This is a genomic window from Pseudoalteromonas sp. AOP7-A1-14, from assembly GCF_052376275.1.
Lineage (GTDB): Bacteria > Pseudomonadota > Gammaproteobacteria > Enterobacterales > Alteromonadaceae > Pseudoalteromonas.
The window spans coordinates 1-22,221 of the sequence record NZ_JBQSVO010000016.1 but is presented as its reverse complement, the minus strand read 5'-3'; the positions used below and the strand labels follow the sequence as shown (position 1 = coordinate 22,221).

The following is a 22,221-nucleotide window of genomic DNA, read 5'->3' as shown; positions in this document are numbered from 1 at the left end:
CGTTTAAACCGGGGTATTTAACACGTAATACTGGAATCTTGCTGTGCTTTTTGTTGCAATCAATATTAGGATAAGTAATAACAATAAGTAATAACAAGCGAGAATACCATGAAAACAATGCTCCGAACTGCGTTAGCGGTATCTGTGTCATTTGCCTTTACAGGGCAAATTCAAGCTCAGGAATCGAGCGAAGATAAAAAATGGCAAGTTAATGCACCACAAGGTCAATTTGTTGATGCTAATATTAGTGTCTCACAAGGCACTTGGATGAATGTCGATGTCAGCCCAGATGGCAACACGATTGTGTTTGATTTACTCGGTGATATTTACACAATGCCGGCAAGTGGCGGAAAAGCTACGCTATTAACCACTGATATTGCATGGCAAATGCAGCCACGTTTTAGCCCTGATGGTAAACATATTGCGTTTACCTCTGATCAAGGGGGGGGCGATAACATTTGGCTGATGGATATTAACGGCGAAAACCAAACAGCTGTCACTGATGAAACCTTCCGATTATTAAATAGCCCCGCGTGGAGTCCAGATGGTGATTATATTGTTGCCCGTAAGCATTTTACTGCAACGCGTTCACTCGGTGCCGGTGAAGTATGGCTTTATCATAAAGCCGGTGGTAAAGGTGTACAGTTAACCAAGCGCGCGGACGACCAAAAAGATTTAGGCGAGCCAATGTTCTCACCTGGTGGCCGGTATGTTTATTTTTCGCATGATGCAACACCGGGTAAAACCTTTCATTACTCAAAAGATTCTGTAGCCGGTATTTATAAAATTAAACGCTATGACCGTGAAACGGGTGAAATAGAAACCATTATTGACGGCATGGGTGGCGCAATTCGGCCAACCCCTTCACCAGATGGTAAAAAGCTGGCGTATATTAAGCGTGATGATTTCCAAACAAGCTTATATTTATATGATTTAACCTCAGGAAAGCATACCAAACTTTACGATAAACTTGAGCGAGATATGCAAGAAACATGGGCTATTCATGGTGTTTACCCAACTATTGCGTGGACGCCAGATAACCAAGAGCTGGTATTTTGGGCTGGTGGTACTATCCATAAACTTGACGTTACAAATGGCGATGTTGGCACAGTGCCATTTGAAGTACAAACCAGTAAAAAAATTCAAAAAGCAGTACGCTTTACACAAAATATCGACAGCGATGAATTTGACGTAAAAATGCTCCGTAACGTGCAAGTATCTCCTGATGGAGATACGGCCATTTTTGAAGCGCTTGGGCATATTTATAAACGTGATTTAGAATCAGGAAAAATAAAACGTTTAACTAAACAAGATGAACATTTTGAGCTATTTCCACAGTTTTCACGCGATGGTAAAAAAATCGTTTATGTAACTTGGGATGACAACGAACAAGGTGCAGTGCGTGTTGTGTCAGCGCACAGTGGCCGCGGCGATACGATTACCGAAGAACCGGGTAAATATGTAGAGCCTACTTTTAGCCCTGATGGTAAAACCGTAGTTTATCGTAAAGCGTCAGGTGGCAGTATTTTAAATCCAGATTGGTCGTTACATCCGGGTATTTATGGTGTTAGCGCAAAAGGAGGCAAATCTGAGCTTATTATTAAAAGTGGTTATCAACCGCAGTTCGGCGCTAATAACGAACGCATATTTGTGATGAGTCCGTGGCCTAAACCGACATTAAGTGCGGTTGAACTTGAGTCTAAAAAAATAACTAAACTTTATGAATCTGAGCACGCTACTGAGTTTAGAGTCTCTCCAGATGGCAAATACTTAGCGTTTGCAGAGCGTTTTAAGGTATTTGTTACTCCTTTAGTTGCAAGCGGTAAAACTATTAATATAGGCCCAAAAGACAGCCAGTTTCCAATTGAACAACTATCTGTTCGCGCCGGTGAGAACATTAGCTGGAGTGCGACTAGCGATAAGTTGTATTGGACGCTTGGCCCTGAGCTTTATCATGCTAACTTAGACGGTGTATTTAATATTCAACAAGCCGATGACGCCGACTTTAAAGTGAAAAGCGGCGAAAGCATTGGTTTTAGTACTAAAATGGCTGAACCTAAAGGTATGATTGCCTTAACGGGCGCACGTATAATCACCATGCAGGGTGAGCAAGTTATTGAAGATGGCGTGCTACTCACTGATGGTAAACATATTAAAGCCGTTGGCAGTGCTGCTGACGTGAGCATTCCTAAAGGGGCAGAAGTGATTGATGTATCGGGTAAAACTATTATGCCTGGTATTGTCGACGCCCACGCACATGGCTCACAAGGTAGCGATGAAATTATCCCACAGCAAAACTGGAAAAACTTTGCCGGCTTGTCTCTTGGTGTGACCACAATTCACGACCCTTCAAATGATACCACTGAAATTTTTGTAGCCAGTGAAATGCAAAAAGCGGGGGATATTGTTGGCCCACGTATATTTTCCACCGGCACTATTTTGTATGGCGCTAATATGCCGGGCTATACCTCGCATATTGATTCATTGGATGATGCGAAATTTCATCTTGAGCGCTTAAAGAAAGTAGGAGCGTTTAGTGTTAAATCATATAACCAACCGCGTCGTGAGCAGCGCCAACAAGTAATTGAAGCTGGCCGCGAGCTTGAAATGATGGTGGTGCCAGAAGGTGGCTCGTTATTACAACATAACTTAACGATGGTTGTGGATGGTCATACCGGTATTGAGCATTCAATTCCAGTTGCTAATATTTATGACGACATTAAACAGCTTTGGTCACAAAGTGATGTCGGTTATACGCCAACTTTAGGTGTTGCTTATGGAGGTATTTGGGGTGAAAACTACTGGTACGATAAAACCGATGTTTGGAATCATCCAAGGTTGAGTAAATTTGTACCAAAAAACCAATTACTACCACGTTCAATGCGCCGAGTAAAAGCGCCAGATCATCACTACAATCACTTTAATAACGCCCGCGTAGCAAAAGAGCTGCAAGATTTAGGTGTATTAGTAAACTTAGGGGCTCATGGTCAACGCGAAGGCTTAGCAGCTCACTGGGAGATTTGGATGTTTGCACAAGGCGGTATGACGCCACTTGAAGCTATTCGAGCAGCGACGCTTGATCCAGCTAAATATATTGGCCTTGATAAAAATATAGGCTCGCTTGAAGTCGGTAAGCTTGCCGATTTGATAGTGATTGATGGCAACCCACTGATCAATATCCGTGCTACAGACAAAGTTGATTACACTATGATCAACGGTCGATTATTCAATGCCGCCACGATGAATGAAGTAGGCAAAAAACAACGCGAAAAAATGTACTTTGAAAAAAGTAATTATCAGCGTTAAAAGTACAGTTAAAGCGACTTAATTGTCGCTTTTTTATAGCTATCTACGAAAGTCTAGACATAAAAAACCGCTTAAAAGCGGTTTTTACTATAAAATGTATTACTTTAAATCACACAACACCACGCGGTAGGCGACAATCGTGATCTTTTTCAGCAAGCGCTACTATCCATAGCTCTTCAGCGATATAGCCGTCATCGTTGCTTTTAACAACAGTAAATGAGGCTTTTTTAGCAGGCACGGGAGTGTTTGTTTTAGCTTTTTTTACCGGCGCTTTTTTAGCGGCAGGCTTTTTACCTGCACTTTTTCCTGAAGACAGTTCTTCAGTTAGTTCAGCGATATCGGCAAGGCGCAAGTTTTTTCCGCCATCGATGCTGTACCAACCTGATTTTGTGGTGATATCAGGTTTTTTACCATTGGCTGCTTCATAAGCGGCTTCAAAGGCGTTTAACACTTCTGTTTTATCTAGCTTGCTCATCAGTGGAGACCCTATACGTTGTAAACACAGATTATTAATAGGTATTTATACCTATTTTTATCTTACTTTTCAATTTTTTGCGATTTTCCTTTCATTTTAGCTTCATAAACGCCAAAATTTGCACAAATCTAATACTAATGTGGGGTAAGAAATGCAGCGTAAAAAATTTCATCAATTATTAAACACAATTTTACAGCCAGATTCGATAAAAGACTTTTGCCCAAATGGCTTACAAGTTGAAGGGCGCATGAAAATCAAAAAAATTGTCACAGGCGTTACTGCAAGCCAAGCACTTATCGATGCCGCTATTGAGCAAGGCGCTGATACCATTTTAGTTCATCATGGTTATTTTTGGAAAGGCGAGCCACAGCCAATTACCGGCATGAAGAAACGCCGAATATCAGCATTACTCGCTAATGATATAAATTTATTTGCTTATCACTTGCCGTTGGATGTTCATCCTGAAATTGGTAATAATGCACAGCTGGCAAAGCTGCTTGATATTGAGCTTGAAACAGGGTTGGAGCCTGTAAATAATAGCGTTGCGGTTAAAGGGCGGTTAAAGCAGGCGATGAGTGGTGAGCAATTTGCAGCAAAAATTACACAAGTGTTAAGACGTGAACCATTAACTAGTTTAGTGCGAAATGAACCAATTGAAACCATTGCTTTGTGTACTGGCGGTGGCCAAGGTTATATCGATTTAGCAGCAAGCCAAGGTGTAGATGCATATTTAACTGGTGAAGCTTCAGAGCAAACTATTCATAGCTCTCGAGAGCAGGACATCGATTTTTTTGCCGCAGGGCATCACGCAACTGAGCGTTATGGCGTTAAAGCTCTTGGAGAGTTATTAGCACTAGAGCATGGCTTTGATGTTACTTTTATTGATATAGATAACCCTGTTTAAGTACTCTTTAATACACATGCAGTTACAGTGCCTCTGGGGTAACCCAGCGGCGCACTGCAATCCAAGCACTACCGATAACTTCATGCCAATGGCGGGTCACAGCCAATAACACATCAGCATTCGGTATAAACTGCTTATGGCCTGGCCACTGACTAAAGTCATGAAAGTCAGTGGCTGCGGGTATCACGTTGACGCCTTGTGTGTAAAATAAATCGCTAGCTCTTGGCATGTGACTCGCTGAGGTAACTAATGCAACATCAAAATCAACTAATGTAGGGGCTAAGAATTTAGCTTCATCGGCGGTATCCATTGCGGCTGGGTTTTGCTTTATACGCTTTGCGTTAACCCCTAAACTAATAGCGGTTTGACGCATTAAATTGCTGTTTGTGACATTACCGTAACCACCACCGGATACAATTAATTGGGCTTTAGGGTAATAATAAGCTAGCCGCAGCCCTTCAATTAAGCGGCTTTTGGCACAGTTACCAAGTTGGCTGTTAGCCGCAAGGATGGAATTTGGTATTATATCACAGCCAAGTACCACTATTTTATCGACCGATTTATGTTTTTTTACCTCAAAATGCAGTGCTACTTGGTTTTGTGGCGCGACAATAAATTGCCCTACAAAGGGTGTGCATAGGGCTAGCAAACTAGTAATACTTAATAAGCCTAGCGTACCTGCAAGTTTACTGCCTCTGAGCGCCATAATTAAGAAAACCAGGGTCAAAACGCCAACTAGCGGCAGTGGCATTATTAGCGCACCTATTATTTTTTTAAGTTCAAACATAGCAGAAACACATATAAAAAGTTTTCACTATGCTACTGCGAAAAATGGATTTTATCGACCGTTATTTAGCTTGCAGGTATTTAAAAAGTGACGATAAACGGGGTTATCTTTCATATTTTTTTTCATAGCTAAATACATTGGACGGGTTAAACCAAGCGCACCAAGCGGAATTGACTTTATTAAGCCTTGGCTTTCATAAGGTGTGACTAACCAGTCAGGTAATGCTGCAACACCCATTCCGGCGCTGACTAATTGAAATATCAACAAACCTTGGTCAACATTTTTTAGCGTGCCGTCAAAGCGTGCATTTTGAATAAAGTGCTTAAATATATCTTGGCGTTCACGAGGAATAGGATACGAGATAATTGTTTCGTTTTTTAGATCAAGCGCGGTGACATAGGCTTTTTTAGCCAGCTCGTGGTCGGGTGCGACAATAAGCTTAAGCTTAAAGTCAAATAGGTGAGCATATTCGAGTTTGTCAGGTTCACGAATATCAGAAGTTAATACTAAATCAAGTTCATCATTTAATAAGTCTGGAATAGCGTCGTAGCTAAAGCCGCGCTCATAGTCAACTTTTATATCAGGCCAAAAATTATTAAATTCTTTAATTGTTGGCAATAACCAATGAAAACAAGCATGACATTCAACACTTAAACGCAGTTGTGAAATTGGCTGATTCAGGCTTTCTTTTAATCGGCATTTAGTTGCTTCTACGCGCGGCAGTATTTCATTTGCCAGTTCAAGCAGCAACATCCCTTGGGGTGTAAAGCGCACCGGTTGGGTTTTTCGCTCAAATAATTGGCAGTCGAGCTTATTTTCTAAATCTTTAATTTGATGAGATAAAGCCGATTGAGTTAAAAATAGTCCCCGGGCAGTATTTACTAAAGAGCCTGTCTCTTTAAGGGTAGAAATAGTCTTTAGGTGTTTTATATCAATCATCTTTAAAAAATCTCATAAGAAAAGCGAGTTAAACTCAAAGTTTGAACATATTACGTTGTTTAATAAGATGCTTCAACGTCTAGATGGCTAAAATTCGTATTTATTTTACCTAAACTTTACAAGTTAACAGTATGGCTCAGTTTTACAGCGTTATTATTTTATTTTTTATGTTTTAAAAATGAATGTTCATGAAAATACCTCAAGTTGAATCTGAAGGGCGAATATTTGTAACACAGAACACGCGAATGCAGTGTTTTAGCCTTCGAAATACCTAAGCGGAGTTGGTAGTAGGGCACAATTACATAGCTTAGGATCTCCTCGTGTAGGAAAAAAGCGTGTCGTGTAGGTAAAAAGCGTGAACTTAGATTTATTTAGAACTGGCCGGAGCCGCGCCCCAATAGGGTTAACTCAGCTTGCGCCCTAAAAGCCCGTCATTGTGAAGCGCGTGAAGAACTTGATAATATGGGTAGAGCCGCCAAAGAGTTGTTTAAAAAGCTAAGTAAATAGCCAAAGATCTAAAGTTCAGCAGGCATTCCCTGTGATGCAAAGCCTTGGTGAAAAGTTAAGGTTTAAGGTTTTTTTGTGGTGACTCGTCGTTATTATCATCATCGTGGTCAGCTTTATCTGTGGATGTTTTTTTAAACTCCATATTAGCTGTTTTTTTCAGTAACATGATATTGCCAATGACGACGGCAAATACGATGATAAAAATTACAACTATGTGCCATGCTTGCATATCGATAGCCTTAAAGTTAGGTGACTAAATAAAGTGATTAAAGTTGCTCTGTAAACCTACAACAAAGTGGCTTTATGAGCAACTGATGTTATTTATCATTTTCTATAAAAATCACCTACTTTGCGCTAGCGTGGAGTGAAGGGTGTGGTAGAATCTCAATGTTAAGCGCAGTGTCAGTTTGTGTTTGCTATAACTGCCTGCTAATCCAAACACCTGTCAATATACACTGGAGTTGTGTTGCTTTAATGGAAAATGTACTGATTTGGCCAAAAGAATACCCGTTATTGCTAAAAGGGCTAATAGAGCAAAACGGTGCCTTTATCTTGGACGCCTTAGAAGCGTGGCCTGCTTGTCGCTCAACCCAAGAAGATGATGGAGTTTGCACAACTGTATTACCGCCTTTATATTATCTTACTTGGCTTACCCCGCTTGAACCTTTTGAAGAATGTTATTTTCAGCATATTGGCGAGTATGACGAATCTGCTCAGCATTATATTGCAGCGGCAAAAGAACACTTTTATGCTAATGAATATACCCCTGAAAGCCTAGTGCTAATGCTTTGCCAACGCTTAGAAAAATACGCTAGCATTAGTGCGCAAGCTGAGATTGATACGCCTATTTCGTTAATTTCTCAGCTATTTAACAAGCGTTATTTTACGATTATCGAGTATGCACTTAGTTCTGGCAGTAAAGTTAGTGCAGAAGATATCTTGTCGCTTTGGAAAGAAGTTGATTTTAGAGAGCGTTTAAGTTTATTTATTCCTGATTCTGTTGCTGATATCACAGAGCTTAGCGAACTGGCAGCACAAAAAGTAGCTGGTGGTGAAGATTACTTTACCTTATTAAGGCAAGTGTCGCCTGATGTCGACTCTGTGGTGCTTTTAGAACAAGCGTTGTTAGCTCACTTGAGTGGTTCTAATGCCAAGCAAACTATGGCTATGCGTTTTATTGAACAAGGTGCTACGGGTACCTTAACAGATGAAAACGAGAAAACAGCTTTTATGTGGGCCGCAGAAAATGGCTTTGTTGATTTAGTACAAACATTACTAGATAAGCAAAATAAAAAGCAAAAAGACCAGCTGGGTAACACCGCACTACATTATGCGGTTATCGCTAAAAATGAACCCTTGATGGTACTGCTACTTAAAGCGGGTTACGATTTTAGAGTGCGCAATAACGATGGGCTCAGTTGCTATCGCCTTGCGGTGAATATTAAAGCAACGCAGCTAGTTAAATGCTTAGAGCGTGATTTTGGTATAAAAGAATTATCTCCAGATGGGCAGTTTGCTCGTATTAAAAAAGTGCATGCCTTACATGCCATCGTCACTATATTGTTACCGTTACAGTTGTTCTTCTTTTTTGATGACGATTTTGCTATAAAAAGCGAGTTGACATTGGGCTTAACAATGCTCTCGGTGGTGTGTTTTTTCTTTGCTATGAGTTTAAAACGCTGCGCCTTATATCCACATTTAAAGCACCCAGCTGGGCTATTCGTATTGCGCTTTTTTTCATTTGTGAGCTTAGTAGGGCAGTTAGGTTTAGCGAGCATTGTTGCGCTTGCGACCTTGAGTGAACTTGTTTAGCTGAATATTTATGAACACATCGTAAATAGCATTCGGCATAAATATATACCACAAAAAACGCGCTTAGATAGCGCGTTTTTTAATGATTATTTATCTTGCTCGTGAGCGGCTTTTTCTTCCGCTAGCTCTTCTTTTAATTTGCGTATTTTAAGTCCTAACTCTTGTCCACGGTGGCGTGCATAATATGTGCAGCCAATAAACATCATGCTAGCAAATAACAACTCAAGTAATACCCATACCAGCTCATCAGTCGCGACCCACAGTAAGGTAAAACCGTGAATAAAATAAAACATAACAATAAAGTTAGCCCACGCATAAGTGTAAGGTTTGTCTTGAATAATGCCTTTTAATGGTAATAATAAAGGCAGGATATACACCGCAAACATAAAACCATTACTATGCCCATCTCGTGGGGCAATAAAAAATAACCACAGCGGCATTAAAATTAACAAGCCAACATAACCAATAATTGCAGTGCGTTGAAATTTTAAGGTAATTGATTTTTTAGGTGTTTGCTTTACAGATAAATCGCTAGGCGATGTTGTCATTGTAGTTTTCTCGCTATTTTAACTAGGCGCTGGCCAACACTTTGGCAGATTTTTATTTCGTCTTTGCTCAGCTGTGCACTATTTTTTGCCCCTGCAACGTGACTTGCTCCGTAGGGGGTGCCACCGGTTTGTGTGGTTAATAACTCAGGGACTTCGTAGGGCACGCCAAGGAGCATCATTCCATGGTGTAATAGTGGCAATGATAAATTCAGTAACGTTGCTTCATTACCACCATGCATACTGCTTGACGATGAAAAGACACATGCTGGCTTATCTATGAGTTGCCCTTTTAACCATAAATCGCTGGTGGTTTCCCAAAATACTTTTGCTTGTGAGGCCATCATGCCAAAACGAGTCGGTGTGCCAAAGGCAAGTGCATCACAGGCTATTAAGTCATCTTTTGTTATCACGATATCGTGAGACTCTTTTGCAACAAAGGTACGCAGTAATGCTGTCCCACCTTGATTTTCAATAGCATCGGCTATTTCATTGGCCATAGCTGCAACAGAGCCATGGCTAGAATGGTACAAAACAACGATATTAACGTTCATTAAAGTACGCTTAATACATTTTCAGGTGGGCGGCCTAATGCTGCTCTATTGTTATTAACTACAATAGGGCGTTCAATTAATTTAGGGTTATCGACCATCGCATTGATAAGTACATTCTCATCGTGTTGATTTTGTAAATCAAGGGCTTTGTAAGTATCTTCTTTGGTACGCATTAACTCGCGTACAGACGAAAAGCCGAGTTGTTTCACTAAAGTGGTAATTTGCTCATTATTTAACGGTGTTTTAAGGTATTCAACAATTTCAGGCTGAATTGATTGTTGTTCTAATAAAGCAAGTGTTTCACGAGATTTAGAACAGCGTGGGTTATGATAAATAGTAACTGACATAGTAACAATCCAATTAAATAAAGTAGCGCTATTTTAGGCCATGCAGCACGAGACTTAAAGTCTCGCGAGTTCTTTTTGCATTTTCCTGTATTGTGTTAGCAATGCTTTGAGACGCTGCTGTTTATTAAGCTCCCCTGGCTCAACAAAGTTAAGGGCTTTTTGTATTTCATCAGCAGCCTTTAAATAGGCGCCGTATTGCGACAGTACATCTGCGTGAGCTTCATGATAGGCGGCTAATTTTTCCTGCTTTTTATATACATCCGCAATCAATTGCTTGCCTAAGCTATGGTTAGGTTTTGCTAACAAAAATGATTTTAGTACTCGTTCTGCAACATTATATTGCTTTGCCTCTATTGCGGCATTAGCATAGTTTAAAGTGATCACTTGGTTGTTAGGACGATTATCATGCAGTGGCGCTAAAAACTTAACCGCTTCGTCAGCTTTTTCTTGGGCTATGAGTAAATCGGTATGGGTGTCGATATAAAATAAATTTTTTGGATCATCAGCCAATAACTTATTTAAAATAGGCGCGGCTTCATCGAGCTTTTCTTGATCTAATAGGCTAATACCCAGACCATAATTAAGCGCTGTTAGGTTATAAAAACTGTTTTCACGAATGAGCTTTCTAAATTGGTTTTCTGCACCTTCAGGGTCTTGATGATAACGAGCAATAACTCGGTTTTTGGCAAGGTGAAAATTTAAACTTGTGGGGTATTGGCGCTTTTCGTACTGCTGAGCACGTAAACGTACATCAGATATTCGGCTTTCAGGTAACGGGTGAGTAAGCAAGAATGCAGGTGGTTTATATTGATAGCGAATTTGCGCAGCTAGTTTGGTTAAAAACTCGCTCGATGCGTAAGGGTCGAACCCTGCATTATTTAGAGTTTGCATACCGATACGGTCGGCTTCCTGCTCTGCAGAGCGGCTATGAGTTAATTGGCTAAATGCAGCCTGGGTTTGATTAGCTGAAATTATCGCAATACCCGCATCAGGGGATACTACCGTTGCTAGTATTCCGGCAATCATGCCGGCAATTGTTAAGGCACTATTATCTTGTTGTTGCTGAATGCGACGTGCTAGATGACGCTGGGTAACGTGGGCAATTTCGTGGCCAAGCACTGATGCAAATTGGCTTTCGTTATCTGATTGTGCGATTAATCCTGTATGTACGCCAACATGTCCGCCGTAAAAGGCAAAGGCGTTAATTTCGGGGTTGTTGATCCAAAAAAATGAAAACGGAAAGCGCACATCACTAGCATTAGCGATCAGTTTTCGGCCAATGGTCGTTAAGTATTCATCTAAAACAGGATCGTTCACTACTGGTGACGAGCCACGGATTTGCATCATCATTACCTTGCCAATCGCTTGTTCTTTTTCAAGTGGCAATGCTTGTAATGCTGAAGTGCCTAAATCAGGCAACTGAAAACTATTTTGTGCCTTTAATGGCTCACTCACCAGTACACTAAATGTAAGTAGTGCGCTGCACAGTGTAATAAAGGCTGATTTTAGCTGCATTTTATTCCTTGTTAATAATTTCATCGAGCATTAGTTTCGTAATGTCTATGTCATCACGATAGGCTCTGCTATTTTTTACATAATTGATAAAGCTTTTTATTGTGACTCCATTAGGCTTAATAACGTTCAATTCACGTTATAAAAACTAATAAATGAACAACTTCGTTTATACTGAAGTATCAACGCTTTATTGGCTTTGCCATCTCGTTTACTAGTAAAACCTAATAAACTTATGTAATTAATTTATACAGTTGAAGTTTTATAGTGAGCAGATCCTACACCATAAACTCCATAAAACGATTATATTTAACATCCTGTTCTGTATTAGTATATTTTGTAAAAGCCAGTACCCATAATGCTTAAACCTGTGGCCTATAAGATTTTATACACAGCGCTACACGGTTTATGCTGATAATGAGTTTCGCAAAAAACACCTTTATATTTAGCGAGTAAACCGAGATACAAATTATGTTTATCAAGTAATCGCTTTACTGTGTCATCAGGCTATCTTTTAAATTCCCCTCAGACTCCCTAGCACTAACCATATGATAAAAAGGTGGCAGTTCACCTCTGTTAATTTGCTTTTTATACCCGTAACCTCTTTTAATGTTGGATTACTGAGTAGTTGCGTTTTATTATGAGTACTAAGTATTAACGTATCCTTACTGCTGTTTATACCTCAAGGATAAACTATTGCAGAGCGGGTTTTAAGAGAAAGTTCTTTTTTTGATAGCGAGCAGTTTAAAAAAGACCTTTGTTATGCAATTAATTATTCATTTTATTTGTTGGAGATTTTGCTAGTGTTAGAATACAACTTACAACAATATAAATGCCCGCAACTATTTATTCAGTTTAAATTAGGGTTACGTGAGGCATTAACAAGCCAGCAAGGTATTGTGTTTCAATTACCAACAGGTCAATCAACTCATGACATTGAGCGGTATTTAAAAAAATACTATTTTCAATATCAATTAAAACAGCAGCATCATTTGCTTACTGTGGAGCCAAAACGTGTTTGAATATGTAAAGTTATGGTACGAAAGAAAGTTTTCAGATCCTCATTCAGTAACTCTGTTATTTTTATTACTTGCTCTAATGGCAATGTTTTATTTCTTTGGTGCTTTTATCGTGCCGGTTTTAGTTGCATTGGTGATTGCTTATCTACTTGATTGGCCAGTTGTACACTTAGAACGTTTTGGTTTACGCCGCGTGACCGCCACCATTATCGTTATGCTTATTTTTAGTGGTTTGATGTTGACCTTAATTATTGGTATTGGCCCAGTACTCTGGCAGCAAGCTACTAATTTAGTACAAGAGTCGCCGTATATGGTTGAGCAGGGTAAGTCATTTTTACTACATTTGCCTGAGCAATATCCTAGTTTAATTAATGCCGAGCAAGTAAAGTCGATGGTTGCCGGTGTTGAAACCAAAGCTATTGAATTTGGTCAGCGGTTACTTTCAATATCATTGACTTCATTAAAAGATCTGGTGACGTGGCTTATTTACTTAATTTTAGTACCACTACTAGTGTTATTTATGCTTAAAGATAAGCTTGATTTGATTAAAAGTACTGAAAAGCTAATACCTAAACAGCGACGTTTAATTCTACAAGTTTGGCATGAAATGAATCAGCAAATTATGAATTATATTCGTGGCAAAGTGTTTGAGATTTTAATTATCGGCTCCTCTTCATTTATTGCCTTTACTATTTTTGACTTACGTTATGCAGTATTACTCGGTGTATTAGTGGGGTTATCTGTATTAATTCCTTTTGTTGGTGCGGCGCTTGTCACTATTCCGGTGGCTGCAGTAGCACTATTTCAATTTGGTTTAGAAACCCAGTTTTGGACTATTTTAATTGTTTACGGAATTATTCAAGCGCTGGACGGCAACGTGTTAGTGCCTTTACTTTTCTCTGAAGCGGTTGACTTGAACCCGGTGTTTATTATTGTTGCGGTGCTATTTTTTGGTGGTTTATGGGGCTTTTGGGGTGTGTTTTTTGCTATACCGCTTGCGTCGTTGGTTAAGGCTTTACTTAATGCTTGGTCAACCAAGCAAGAAGAATATGCAATTGAGCATCACTCATAATAAACTGATAGATAGTATTAAATAATATATAAAGCGCACCTTACTAAGTAATTGATTATAACCAAGCCCATTAAATTTATGTAGAATGGGTTATAAGGTATGCTTTTTAGTAATATGGTGCGCTTTTAATGTCTGAATTTTTATTGCAAAATGATCCCACTTCACAAATTTATCTTGATGCGAATGCCACAACGCCGGTGTTAAAATCAATTAGCGATGTTGTATCTCATACTATGCAAATTTGTTTTGGTAACCCTTCTTCATCACATATCTCGGGTATTCAGGCAAAAAGTTTATTAGAGAGTGCTCGCAGCAAAGCGCGTAGGGTTATTGGCGCGACAACGGGAGATATACTCTTTACCTCAGGCGCTACAGAAGGTATTCAAACTGGTGTAGTATCGACACTTATTGCCGCAAAAAATCACGGTCTTCGTGCGCCGGTATTATTATATGGTGCCACAGAGCATAAAGCCGTACCGAATACATTAGAGCATTGGAATCAAGTACTAGGTATTAATGCACAAATCTTGGCCATACCTGTAGATGAATACGGCATATTAGATTGTAACTTTATTGCTAAACACGCCAAAAATGCACTGATGATTTGCACTATGGCTGTGAACAACGAAACCGGTGTTTTTCAAGACTTGGCAGCTATAGAAAATGCAATTCGCAGTCATAATACTGATGTGGCTTGGATGGTAGACTGTGTACAAGCGCTTGGTAAAACGGCGCTGGCTTTAAGTGAAACCAGCATAGACTACGCCCCATTTTCTGGCCATAAACTGTATGCACCCAAAGGCATAGGTATTTTGTATATTCGACAGGGCAGTGCATATACCCCGTTTATAGCAGGCGGTGGGCAAGAAAGTGGTATGCGTTCAGGCACTGAAAACCTGCCTGGTATTGCAGGTTTAAATAAACTGTTTAGCTTATTACTTGATACTGATGACAATACGTTCAAATCACTGGATATATTGTATGAGTATCGCACTCAGCTACATCAAGCATTACTCGATACGTTTGGTTCTTTAACTTTTAATCACAGCTTTTCACACTCAGTACCGACCACTTTAAACTTTGCTGTTGATGGCTTAAGCAGTAAAGAAGTCATGGATATGTTTGATGCTGCAGGTATTCGCGTAAGTGGCGGTTCTGCATGTAGTTCAGGCGCTAATCGCAGTTTTGTGTTAGATGCCATGGGTATGAGTGATTGGCAAAGTGAAAATGCCATTCGATTATCGTTTGGCCCTGGCATAACGCAAAGTGAAATTGAACAAGCTTGTATACGAATTCGTTCATTAAAAACTATTTTAGCAGTTAACTGTTTAGTAGTATCAGACTCTACAGAGCCGTTCCAAGACGTTTGCGCTTTAGGGCTCACTCAATTTAGACATCAAGGAGCCTGCTGCTGGCTGTATGTAAGCAATAATAAGCAAGCAGTGATTGTTGACCCTATTGTTGAGCTTATTCCTCGCCTTGAAAAAATAGTGCAAACGCAAAATTTACAGCTTGTCGCCATTCTTGACACACATGCCCATCAAGAGCGTACCGCAGCGAGAGTGCTACTTACAGAAGCGCTTAAGCTCACCTTGACTGAAAGTAATAATTTAGGTTGGCCAATCAGCACTTCTCAGATTTTGTTATCTGAATGTATTATCGAGTCAATAGCGACTCCAGGGCACAGTGATGACAGCGTGAGCTATTTACTACGCTGTAATAATACTAATCAGGTACAATTTTGTTTTTGTGGTGACTTATTATTGCCTGCGGGGCTCGGTAATACGGCTATTAAAGGCGGTAATGCGTTATTGATGGCAAAGTCTTTAAAGTTACTTAACGCATGTTTATCAGAAGATTCAGTGATTTGTTCTGGCCATGATTATCAGCAATGCTTTGCAATTAACTGGCAGGTACAAAAGCAACAAACTGCGCTTTTAAATTCACTTTTAAATAATGATCTGAGTGACGAAGAGTTTGCAAAGCAGAAATTGGCCAGTGATGAGGTTAATATGGATCAATTTGCTAGTCTTTGTGGTTATGCGCAAAGTTTAGAGCATATCAACGCAAAGGAATTAGATCCCAAACAAGCAAGAGCGATGCTTAAAAAATCAAGCTGCTATATAATTGATACTCGAGAACCGTATGAGCACAGTGTTGCTGATATCCCACTGCTATTCGGAGTGAGTGCTGAGCGCGTTATTAATATACCGCTAAGCCGGATGGCGAATGCATTAGTTGCACAGCAACTTAAAAAACACACCGATTATATTTTGTTATGCCGAAGTGGTAACCGGTCCAAGCAGGCTGCGTTTAACCTGACTCAGTTAGGCTTTGAAAACGTGTATAATTTAAGAGGGGGGTTAGCTTTGTTTAATGTTTAAAAAGCATTAATAGGTTAATAACGGATACAAAACATGAAGTTATCAAAACATCATTTTTATTGCAGCGTTATGGTATTTTCGGTCCTGAGCTTTCACGCACCACTAGCGATGGTGTAAAAGAAGTAATAATTTCTTTATCTTGGTTACGTATTCCACGGGTTTTAGTAAATAATAAACGCGCAGCATGCTGTGAAATAACATCATTGGCCTGATGCGCGGTGGTGAGCTTTGGCCACGTTTGGCGTGAGAACGGCGAGTCCTCAAACCCTGTGATAGAAAGTTGTTCAGGGATGCCAATGCCCATCAAGCGTGCCGCAAATAATGCCCCTGCCGCCATTTCATCATTACCGCCAAGTAACGCAGTGATGGCGAGTTTGTTATTATTGGCTAATAATGTTTTAGCGCCATTAACGCCTGACTCAAACGAATAATTACCGTCATAAATAAACTCAGGATTAAATGTTATATTATGATCAGTAAGTGCTGCTTTATAACCTGCAAAGCGTTCTGTGGTCGATTTATGTTCTTTATCCCCACACAAAAAGCCAATATGTAGATGACCTAAACTTAATAGGTGGCTTGTGATTTCATAGGCTGCTTTATAGTCATTTACATAAATGCAGGTATCTTGATTGTCATCAGTTGGACGCCCTGATAATACGCGCACATAATGAATACCTAGATCATCAAGCATATCGGTAATATTGGTTTGCTCAGAAAGCGGAGGAGTGAGCACTAAACCGGCTAAGCGAGAGCGTTTAACCATGGTTTTAAAGTCATGCTCCATGTTGCTATCGGTTGAACTACACGGGTGAATAACCAGCTCATAGCCTTCTTCTTTACAGCGTGACAATACCCCGTTTTGCATGTCGATGACATAGTATGCATTTGGGTTATCGTAAACTAAACCTACAGTAAATGATGAAGTACCCGCTAAATTACGCGCCGCTAAGTTTGGCTGATAATTTAGTTGTGCGACGGCTTCCATGACAGTGTCGTAGGTCCTTTTACGTACCGATGGCTCTTTATTAATTACCCTTGAGACGGTTTTCATGGAAACCTCAGCGAGTTTCGCTACATCATTAATAGTTACTTTCATAAAGTTGCTTATAGGTTGTTATTTATTGTCATTTATTTTTATGGCCTAGCACTTGTGTGGTTAACCGTACTTGATGTTTTTCCGGCCGCTTTTATCTATTTTTAAAGCAAAGTGTGTATGCTTTAATGAAGCTAAGTAATTAACTATGAAATACTTAGCTAATTTCCCCGTTTTTCATCAAGACTTATTAGTGTATCGAATGTTCAGCAAAATTAGCAGTAAAATAATTGAGAAAATTTTTATGATACCGGTGTCAAAAGCGTAAAAGTGCGTTATTATCTCGGTTGTAAAATATAAAATCGGATAATTGATAGCGTTGTGATTTTAACTTATCGTTGACTTTTTTTGTATGTTATTACGCTATCGAAAAGCGAAGTAAATTAAAAGATAGTTGTAAATCAGTTTGTTGCAAGTTTTTAGAGGGTATATTTATGAGTAGCCGTACAAAGTTAGCAAGTTGGCAAGCATTGCAAAATAGTGCAACTAAGATGAAGGACGTTCATCTTAAAGATTTATTTGCCGCAAACAGCGCACGTTTTCAGCAGTTTTCTACTCAAATTCCGGGCTTGCTTTTTGATTTTTCAAAACAACGTGTCGACGAAACGGTGTTTAAACAACTTATTTCTTTAGCAAAAGAGTGCGACATAGATACATGGCGCAAAAAAATGTTTAGCGGTGAAAAAATTAATATCACCGAAGACAGAGCTGTATTACATACTGCATTACGAAACCGTGCAAGTACCCCCCTTATTGTCGATGGTGAAAACATAACTGATGCTGTGAATAGTGAACTGGCTAAAATGAAGCAGTTTGTAAATAAAGTGCGCAGTGGTCAATGGCAAGGTTATACCGGTAAAGCGGTTAAAGATGTAGTTGCAATTGGTGTGGGGGGCTCAAATTTGGGTCCACAAATGGCCACAGAAGCACTGGCATCGAATGCAGATGAGACATTAAACGTACACTATGTATCAAATGTAGACGGCGTACAAATAGCCTCTGTATTAGAAAAGCTTGACGCAGAAACTACGTTATTTGTTATCTCATCAAAGACATTTACCACTTCAGAAACCATGACTAACGCGCAAACTTCAGTTGAATGGTTTTTACAAACAGCCGCAGAGCAAGATATCGCCAAGCACTTTGTGGCGGTGAGCACTAATTTAGAAAAAACCGCAGCGTTTGGCATCGCTGATGAAAACGTATTCACTATGTGGGATTGGGTCGGTGGTCGCTTTTCACTATGGAGTGCCATAGGCTTACCTATTGCGTTATATTTAGGCTTTGAAGCGTTTGAAGAAATACTTGAAGGTGCTTTTGAAATCGATGAGCACTTTAAAAATGCACCTGCCGATGAAAATGTGCCGTTAATAATGGCTCTGTTAAGTGTATGGAATACCAGCTTTTTAGGCTATGAATCGCAAGCTATTCTACCATATGATCAAGCATTACATATGTTGCCAGCTTATTTACAGCAAGGTGAGATGGAAAGTAACGGCAAACATGTTAATTTTAATGGCGAAACAGTGCCTTATACAACGGTGCCTATTATTTGGGGTATGACTGGTATTAACGGCCAGCATGCTTTTTACCAATGTTTGCATCAAGGTAATGTAATTGTTCCAGCTGATTTTATCGCCTCTATTGAACCGCAAACGAGTGTGGGTAAGCATCACGATATTTTATTATCGAATTTCTTTGCACAAACACAAGCAATGATGATGGGTGTGGATGCAGAGCAAATAACAGCCGACTTAACGGCTAAAGGTAAGTCGGCAGATGAAATTGCTGAATTACTAAAACATAAAATTCATAAAGGCAATCGCCCAACAACGTCAATGTTGTTAGATAAGGTTGATGCTAAAACAGTCGGGCGCTTAATTGCCTTATATGAGCATAAAATATTTTGCCAAGGCATTATTTTAGAGATTTGTTCATTTGACCAATGGGGTGTTGAGCTTGGCAAAGGGTTGGCTTCAAAAATCGAAGCTGAACTTTTTGACGATAACATTTCAAACGCTCACGATTGTTCAACTGACGGTTTAATTGCGCATTACAAAGCGAATCGCAAACAGTAAAAGTTTAGTAGGCTATACGCCAAAACCAATTACCTTTGAACGGGTAGCGCTGGAGTTCTTAGGGCCTGTACTTTTGTGAGAGGAATTGCAGGGCCCCTAAGGCTCATTTACTAACAGCCAAGGCTTTTGCTTGAATATCAGTTTTCCTGCAAGGTCCTATCATCTAAATAACAAGTATGTATACCTATGCTCTTTATTTTTAAAGTAGCTGAAAACCGGGTATATCCAACGTAGGAAGTTAATTATGCTAAATCCTTTTGATATCATCATTTTTGGGGGCGGCGGTGATCTTGCTCTACGCAAGCTATTACCTGCTATGTATCGTGCATACCAAGAGGGTAATTTACCTCAAGGTTCGCGTATCCTACCAACTGTTCGTGATCATACAAAATGTGCAGAATATATTGATGCGGCACACGCTGCACTTAAAGAGTTTTTAGCAAAAGGTGAATTTAACGCCAAGGATTGGAAAGCTTTTTCAGCCTTTTTAGTGCCGGTTGTTACCAACGTTACCGAAGCTGATGATGACTGGGATAAGCTAAAAGCTATTTTAGATGAACATGAAGAAGATAAGTCTCGCGTATTTTACCTATCACTTCCACCTGCTGTTTACGGTAGTTGCTGTGAAATTTTATCAAATAAAAACCTCATTACTAAAACCTCCCGTGTGGTTGTTGAAAAACCAATTGGTTACTGTGGTAATTCAGCTGAAGAAATTAACGCTAAAATTGCAGAGTTTTTTAGTGAAGATCAAATATTCCGTATTGACCATTACTTAGGTAAAGAAACGGTACAGAATTTAATGGCGTTACGTTTTTCAAATTCAATATTTGAAAACATGTGGGATGCTAAATCAATCGATAATATTCAAATTAGTTTGTCTGAAACAGTGGGCCTTGAAACTCGAGCTGGCTTTTACGATAAAGCTGGCGCACTTCGTGATATGGTGCAAAACCACTTGCTACAATTGCTTTGCCTTGTGGCAATGGAGTCACCAAATAAGCTTAATGCCAGTAGTATCCGTACCGAAAAACTAAAAGTGCTTGAGTCATTACGCCCACTAACTGATGAAGATGTAGATAACAACATTGTTCGTGGTCAATATGTGCCAGGGGATTTAGACGGTAAAATTGTACCCGGTTATCTAGAAGAGTTAAACGAAGGCGCAAGTAAAACTGAAACATTTGTAGCCATTCGTGCGCACATTGATAACTGGCGTTGGGCGGGAGTACCTTTTTACTTACGTACCGGTAAGCGCATGAAAAAGCGCTGTGCAGAAATTATCGTAGAATACAAAAAAGTATCTCATAACGTTTATAACGACAACGTAGGTGATATTGAACCGAACCGTTTGGTTATTCGTTTACAGCCGCAAGAGTCGATTCAACTTACCCTGATGTCAAAACGCCTAGATAACCTTGAGATGCAACTTGAGCCAGTAACAATGAATATTGAGTTATCACAAGCTTATAGTAATGGCTTTCACTCAGATGCATATAAGCGCTTAATGCTTGATGCCGCAGCAGATAATCCATCATTATTTATACATCGTGATGAAGTCCGTCAAGCATGGCAGTGGATTGATCCAATCATTGAACGTTGGCAGCAAAAAAGTGCACCTTCTTTATACCGTGCAGGTAGTTGGGGGCCCGATGATGCAGATGAGTTATTAGCTGAAAATAATCACGTTTGGTTTAATACTGGCGATAAGGCATAAATAATGGCAATTGTAGAAAAGTTTTTCGATTCAAAAGAAGCACTAACTCACGCGTTATCATCAAGCCTTGAAGAGCGTTTAGTTAGTGGCATTGAAACTGATGGCCGTGCAGTATTAATGGTTTCAGGTGGTTCATCGCCAGCACCAGCTTATAAACATTTATCAAATCTTGCGCTTGATTGGGCAAGTATAGATGTGGCTATGGTCGATGAGCGCTGGGTTGATGCAAGTCATGATAAAAGTAATGAAGCGTTTATTAAAAACACGCTTCTACAAAATCATGCAGCAACAGCCAATTTTATCACCATGAAAAATGATGCATCGACAGCAGAGCAGGGAAGTGAAGCATGTGAAAGTGCTTATCAGTCACTCAAACGCCCCTTCGATATTACAATTTTAGGAATGGGCCCTGATGGGCATACCGCCTCATTATTTCCACATGCACAAGGTTTGGATAACGGTTTAAAAACCGATAGTCTTGTCTGTGCTATCAATGCTATTGAAAGTGATGTTACCGGCGCAATAACTGAACGTATGACTTTGACTTTAAATGCTATTGCGCAATCTAAAGTGGTGAAGTTGTTAATTAGCGGAGAAGAAAAGCTTGCTGTATATAAAGCGGCAAAGGCTGGTGGCGATGTAAACGATATGCCACTTCGCGCGGTATTAAATCACCCAGAAATCAATATTGAGGTTTATTGGGCACCTTAACCCGATATCGATAGAAGCTAAACTTAAAGGCGAGCATTAATGCTCGCTTTTTGCTTTAAATCCTTTCTAAAAAACCAAATAGACTTAGCTCTAGCGCAGATAAGTAACGAGTTACTCCAAGACTAACTAGACATCAGACAATAGTCGAAGAACTCCCTTCAATCCGGAGGTGGTAACGTTATCATTGGTGGTGGGCATTATTTGCACGCACTTTTTTATCTGCCCTAAAAAATTGGCATATTAATCACTATGTAGAAGTTAAATGTTTTAAATACCATTTAACGTTATTTATACCTTTCTAAGTTAGGTTTATTGCCATGCATATTTACCGTAATGTATTTATGGCACTTATTCTTACACCTTTTTTAATATCCCGCTAATTACTCAGAATGGATAGTATATTTTTATTTTCTCAGGCTTAGGGCGTTATATTGCACTGTTGATATGTAACAAAGC

General features: G+C 39.6%; 18 protein-coding genes. 9 read left to right on the top strand and 9 right to left on the bottom strand.

Annotated elements, in window-relative coordinates; all coding sequences use genetic code 11:
* Positions 1-108 precede the first annotated feature (108 nt).
* Positions 109-3,306, top strand: a complete 3,198-nt coding sequence (locus tag ACT3RM_RS04705; protein WP_441994574.1) for an amidohydrolase family protein — start codon at positions 109-111, stop codon at positions 3,304-3,306.
* A gap of 109 nt (positions 3,307-3,415) precedes the next feature.
* Here ACT3RM_RS04705 and ACT3RM_RS04700 read toward each other — a convergent pair whose 3' ends face one another.
* Positions 3,416-3,781, bottom strand: a complete 366-nt coding sequence (locus ACT3RM_RS04700; RefSeq protein WP_441994573.1) for a hypothetical protein — start codon at positions 3,779-3,781, stop codon at positions 3,416-3,418.
* Between the two features lie 151 nt (positions 3,782-3,932).
* Between ACT3RM_RS04700 and ACT3RM_RS04695 the strand changes: the two genes are divergently transcribed.
* Positions 3,933-4,685 carry a Nif3-like dinuclear metal center hexameric protein gene (locus ACT3RM_RS04695; RefSeq protein WP_441834172.1) on the top strand — a complete coding sequence of 251 codons (753 nt, stop codon included), beginning with the start codon at positions 3,933-3,935 and terminating at the stop codon, positions 4,683-4,685.
* A 22-nt stretch (positions 4,686-4,707) separates the two neighbouring features.
* Here ACT3RM_RS04695 and ACT3RM_RS04690 read toward each other — a convergent pair whose 3' ends face one another.
* The 3 genes from ACT3RM_RS04690 to ACT3RM_RS04680 all read right to left on the bottom strand — a co-directional run bounded on the left by ACT3RM_RS04690 (position 4,708) and on the right by ACT3RM_RS04680 (position 7,147).
* Positions 4,708-5,472 (bottom strand): YdcF family protein, encoded by a 765-nt coding sequence (locus ACT3RM_RS04690; protein WP_441834171.1) that lies wholly within the window; start codon positions 5,470-5,472, stop codon positions 4,708-4,710.
* Positions 5,473-5,523: 51 nt separating this feature from the next.
* Complete coding sequence (locus tag ACT3RM_RS04685) at positions 5,524-6,411, bottom strand: LysR substrate-binding domain-containing protein (protein WP_441834170.1); 888 nt, start codon at positions 6,409-6,411, stop codon at positions 5,524-5,526.
* 562 nt (positions 6,412-6,973) lie between these two features.
* On the bottom strand, positions 6,974-7,147 hold the full coding sequence (locus ACT3RM_RS04680) for a DUF2897 family protein (protein WP_441834169.1): 174 nt from the start codon (positions 7,145-7,147) through the stop codon (positions 6,974-6,976).
* Positions 7,148-7,392: 245 nt separating this feature from the next.
* Here ACT3RM_RS04680 and ACT3RM_RS04675 point away from each other — a divergent pair, with 245 nt between their 5' ends.
* Complete coding sequence (locus tag ACT3RM_RS04675; RefSeq protein ID WP_441834168.1) at positions 7,393-8,730, top strand: ankyrin repeat domain-containing protein; 1,338 nt, start codon at positions 7,393-7,395, stop codon at positions 8,728-8,730.
* 86 nt (positions 8,731-8,816) lie between these two features.
* On the opposite strand, the gene ACT3RM_RS04670 is transcribed toward ACT3RM_RS04675, so the two are convergent.
* From ACT3RM_RS04670 to ACT3RM_RS04655, 4 genes are read right to left on the bottom strand one after another with little or no spacing between them, the layout of a single operon-like run.
* Positions 8,817-9,278 (bottom strand): DUF2069 domain-containing protein, encoded by a 462-nt coding sequence (locus ACT3RM_RS04670; protein ID WP_441834167.1) that lies wholly within the window; start codon positions 9,276-9,278, stop codon positions 8,817-8,819.
* On the bottom strand, positions 9,275-9,829 hold the full coding sequence (gene wrbA, locus ACT3RM_RS04665) for an NAD(P)H:quinone oxidoreductase (RefSeq protein ID WP_441834166.1): 555 nt from the start codon (positions 9,827-9,829) through the stop codon (positions 9,275-9,277). Before wrbA ends, ACT3RM_RS04670 begins: the two co-directional genes overlap by 4 nt.
* Entirely contained in the window at positions 9,829-10,176 is a 348-nt protein-coding gene (arsC, locus tag ACT3RM_RS04660; RefSeq protein WP_441834165.1) for an arsenate reductase (glutaredoxin), read from the bottom strand. The genes wrbA and arsC overlap by 1 nt, the downstream gene beginning before the upstream one ends.
* A gap of 54 nt (positions 10,177-10,230) precedes the next feature.
* Positions 10,231-11,691 carry a M48 family metalloprotease gene (locus ACT3RM_RS04655; protein ID WP_441994572.1) on the bottom strand — a complete coding sequence of 487 codons (1,461 nt, stop codon included), beginning with the start codon at positions 11,689-11,691 and terminating at the stop codon, positions 10,231-10,233.
* Between the two features lie 800 nt (positions 11,692-12,491).
* On the opposite strand from ACT3RM_RS04655, the gene ACT3RM_RS04650 reads away from it, so the two are divergent.
* The 3 genes from ACT3RM_RS04650 to ACT3RM_RS04640 all read left to right on the top strand — a co-directional run bounded on the left by ACT3RM_RS04650 (position 12,492) and on the right by ACT3RM_RS04640 (position 16,163).
* Positions 12,492-12,710, top strand: coding sequence for a hypothetical protein (locus tag ACT3RM_RS04650; RefSeq protein ID WP_441834163.1), 219 nt, complete (start codon positions 12,492-12,494; stop codon positions 12,708-12,710).
* Positions 12,703-13,779 carry an AI-2E family transporter gene (locus ACT3RM_RS04645; protein ID WP_441834162.1) on the top strand — a complete coding sequence of 359 codons (1,077 nt, stop codon included), beginning with the start codon at positions 12,703-12,705 and terminating at the stop codon, positions 13,777-13,779. Before ACT3RM_RS04650 ends, ACT3RM_RS04645 begins: the two co-directional genes overlap by 8 nt.
* Positions 13,780-13,907: 128 nt before the next feature.
* A complete protein-coding gene (locus tag ACT3RM_RS04640; RefSeq protein WP_441994571.1) occupies positions 13,908-16,163 on the top strand; it encodes an aminotransferase class V-fold PLP-dependent enzyme in 2,256 nt (751 codons plus the stop codon).
* Between the two features lie 67 nt (positions 16,164-16,230).
* Here the strand turns inward: ACT3RM_RS04640 and ACT3RM_RS04635 are convergent, their stop codons facing one another.
* Positions 16,231-17,262: a LacI family DNA-binding transcriptional regulator gene (locus ACT3RM_RS04635; RefSeq protein ID WP_441834160.1), complete on the bottom strand. Its 1,032-nt coding sequence runs from the start codon at positions 17,260-17,262 to the stop codon at positions 16,231-16,233.
* Between the two features lie 431 nt (positions 17,263-17,693).
* Between ACT3RM_RS04635 and pgi the strand changes: the two genes are divergently transcribed.
* From pgi to pgl, 3 genes are all read left to right on the top strand, one after another.
* Entirely contained in the window at positions 17,694-19,337 is a 1,644-nt protein-coding gene (gene pgi / locus ACT3RM_RS04630; protein WP_441994570.1) for a glucose-6-phosphate isomerase, read from the top strand.
* 244 nt (positions 19,338-19,581) lie between these two features.
* Complete coding sequence (gene zwf / locus ACT3RM_RS04625) at positions 19,582-21,054, top strand: glucose-6-phosphate dehydrogenase (RefSeq protein WP_441834158.1); 1,473 nt, start codon at positions 19,582-19,584, stop codon at positions 21,052-21,054.
* Positions 21,055-21,765 (top strand): 6-phosphogluconolactonase, encoded by a 711-nt coding sequence (pgl, locus tag ACT3RM_RS04620; protein ID WP_441834187.1) that lies wholly within the window; start codon positions 21,055-21,057, stop codon positions 21,763-21,765.
* The last annotated feature ends 456 nt before the right edge of the window (positions 21,766-22,221 follow it).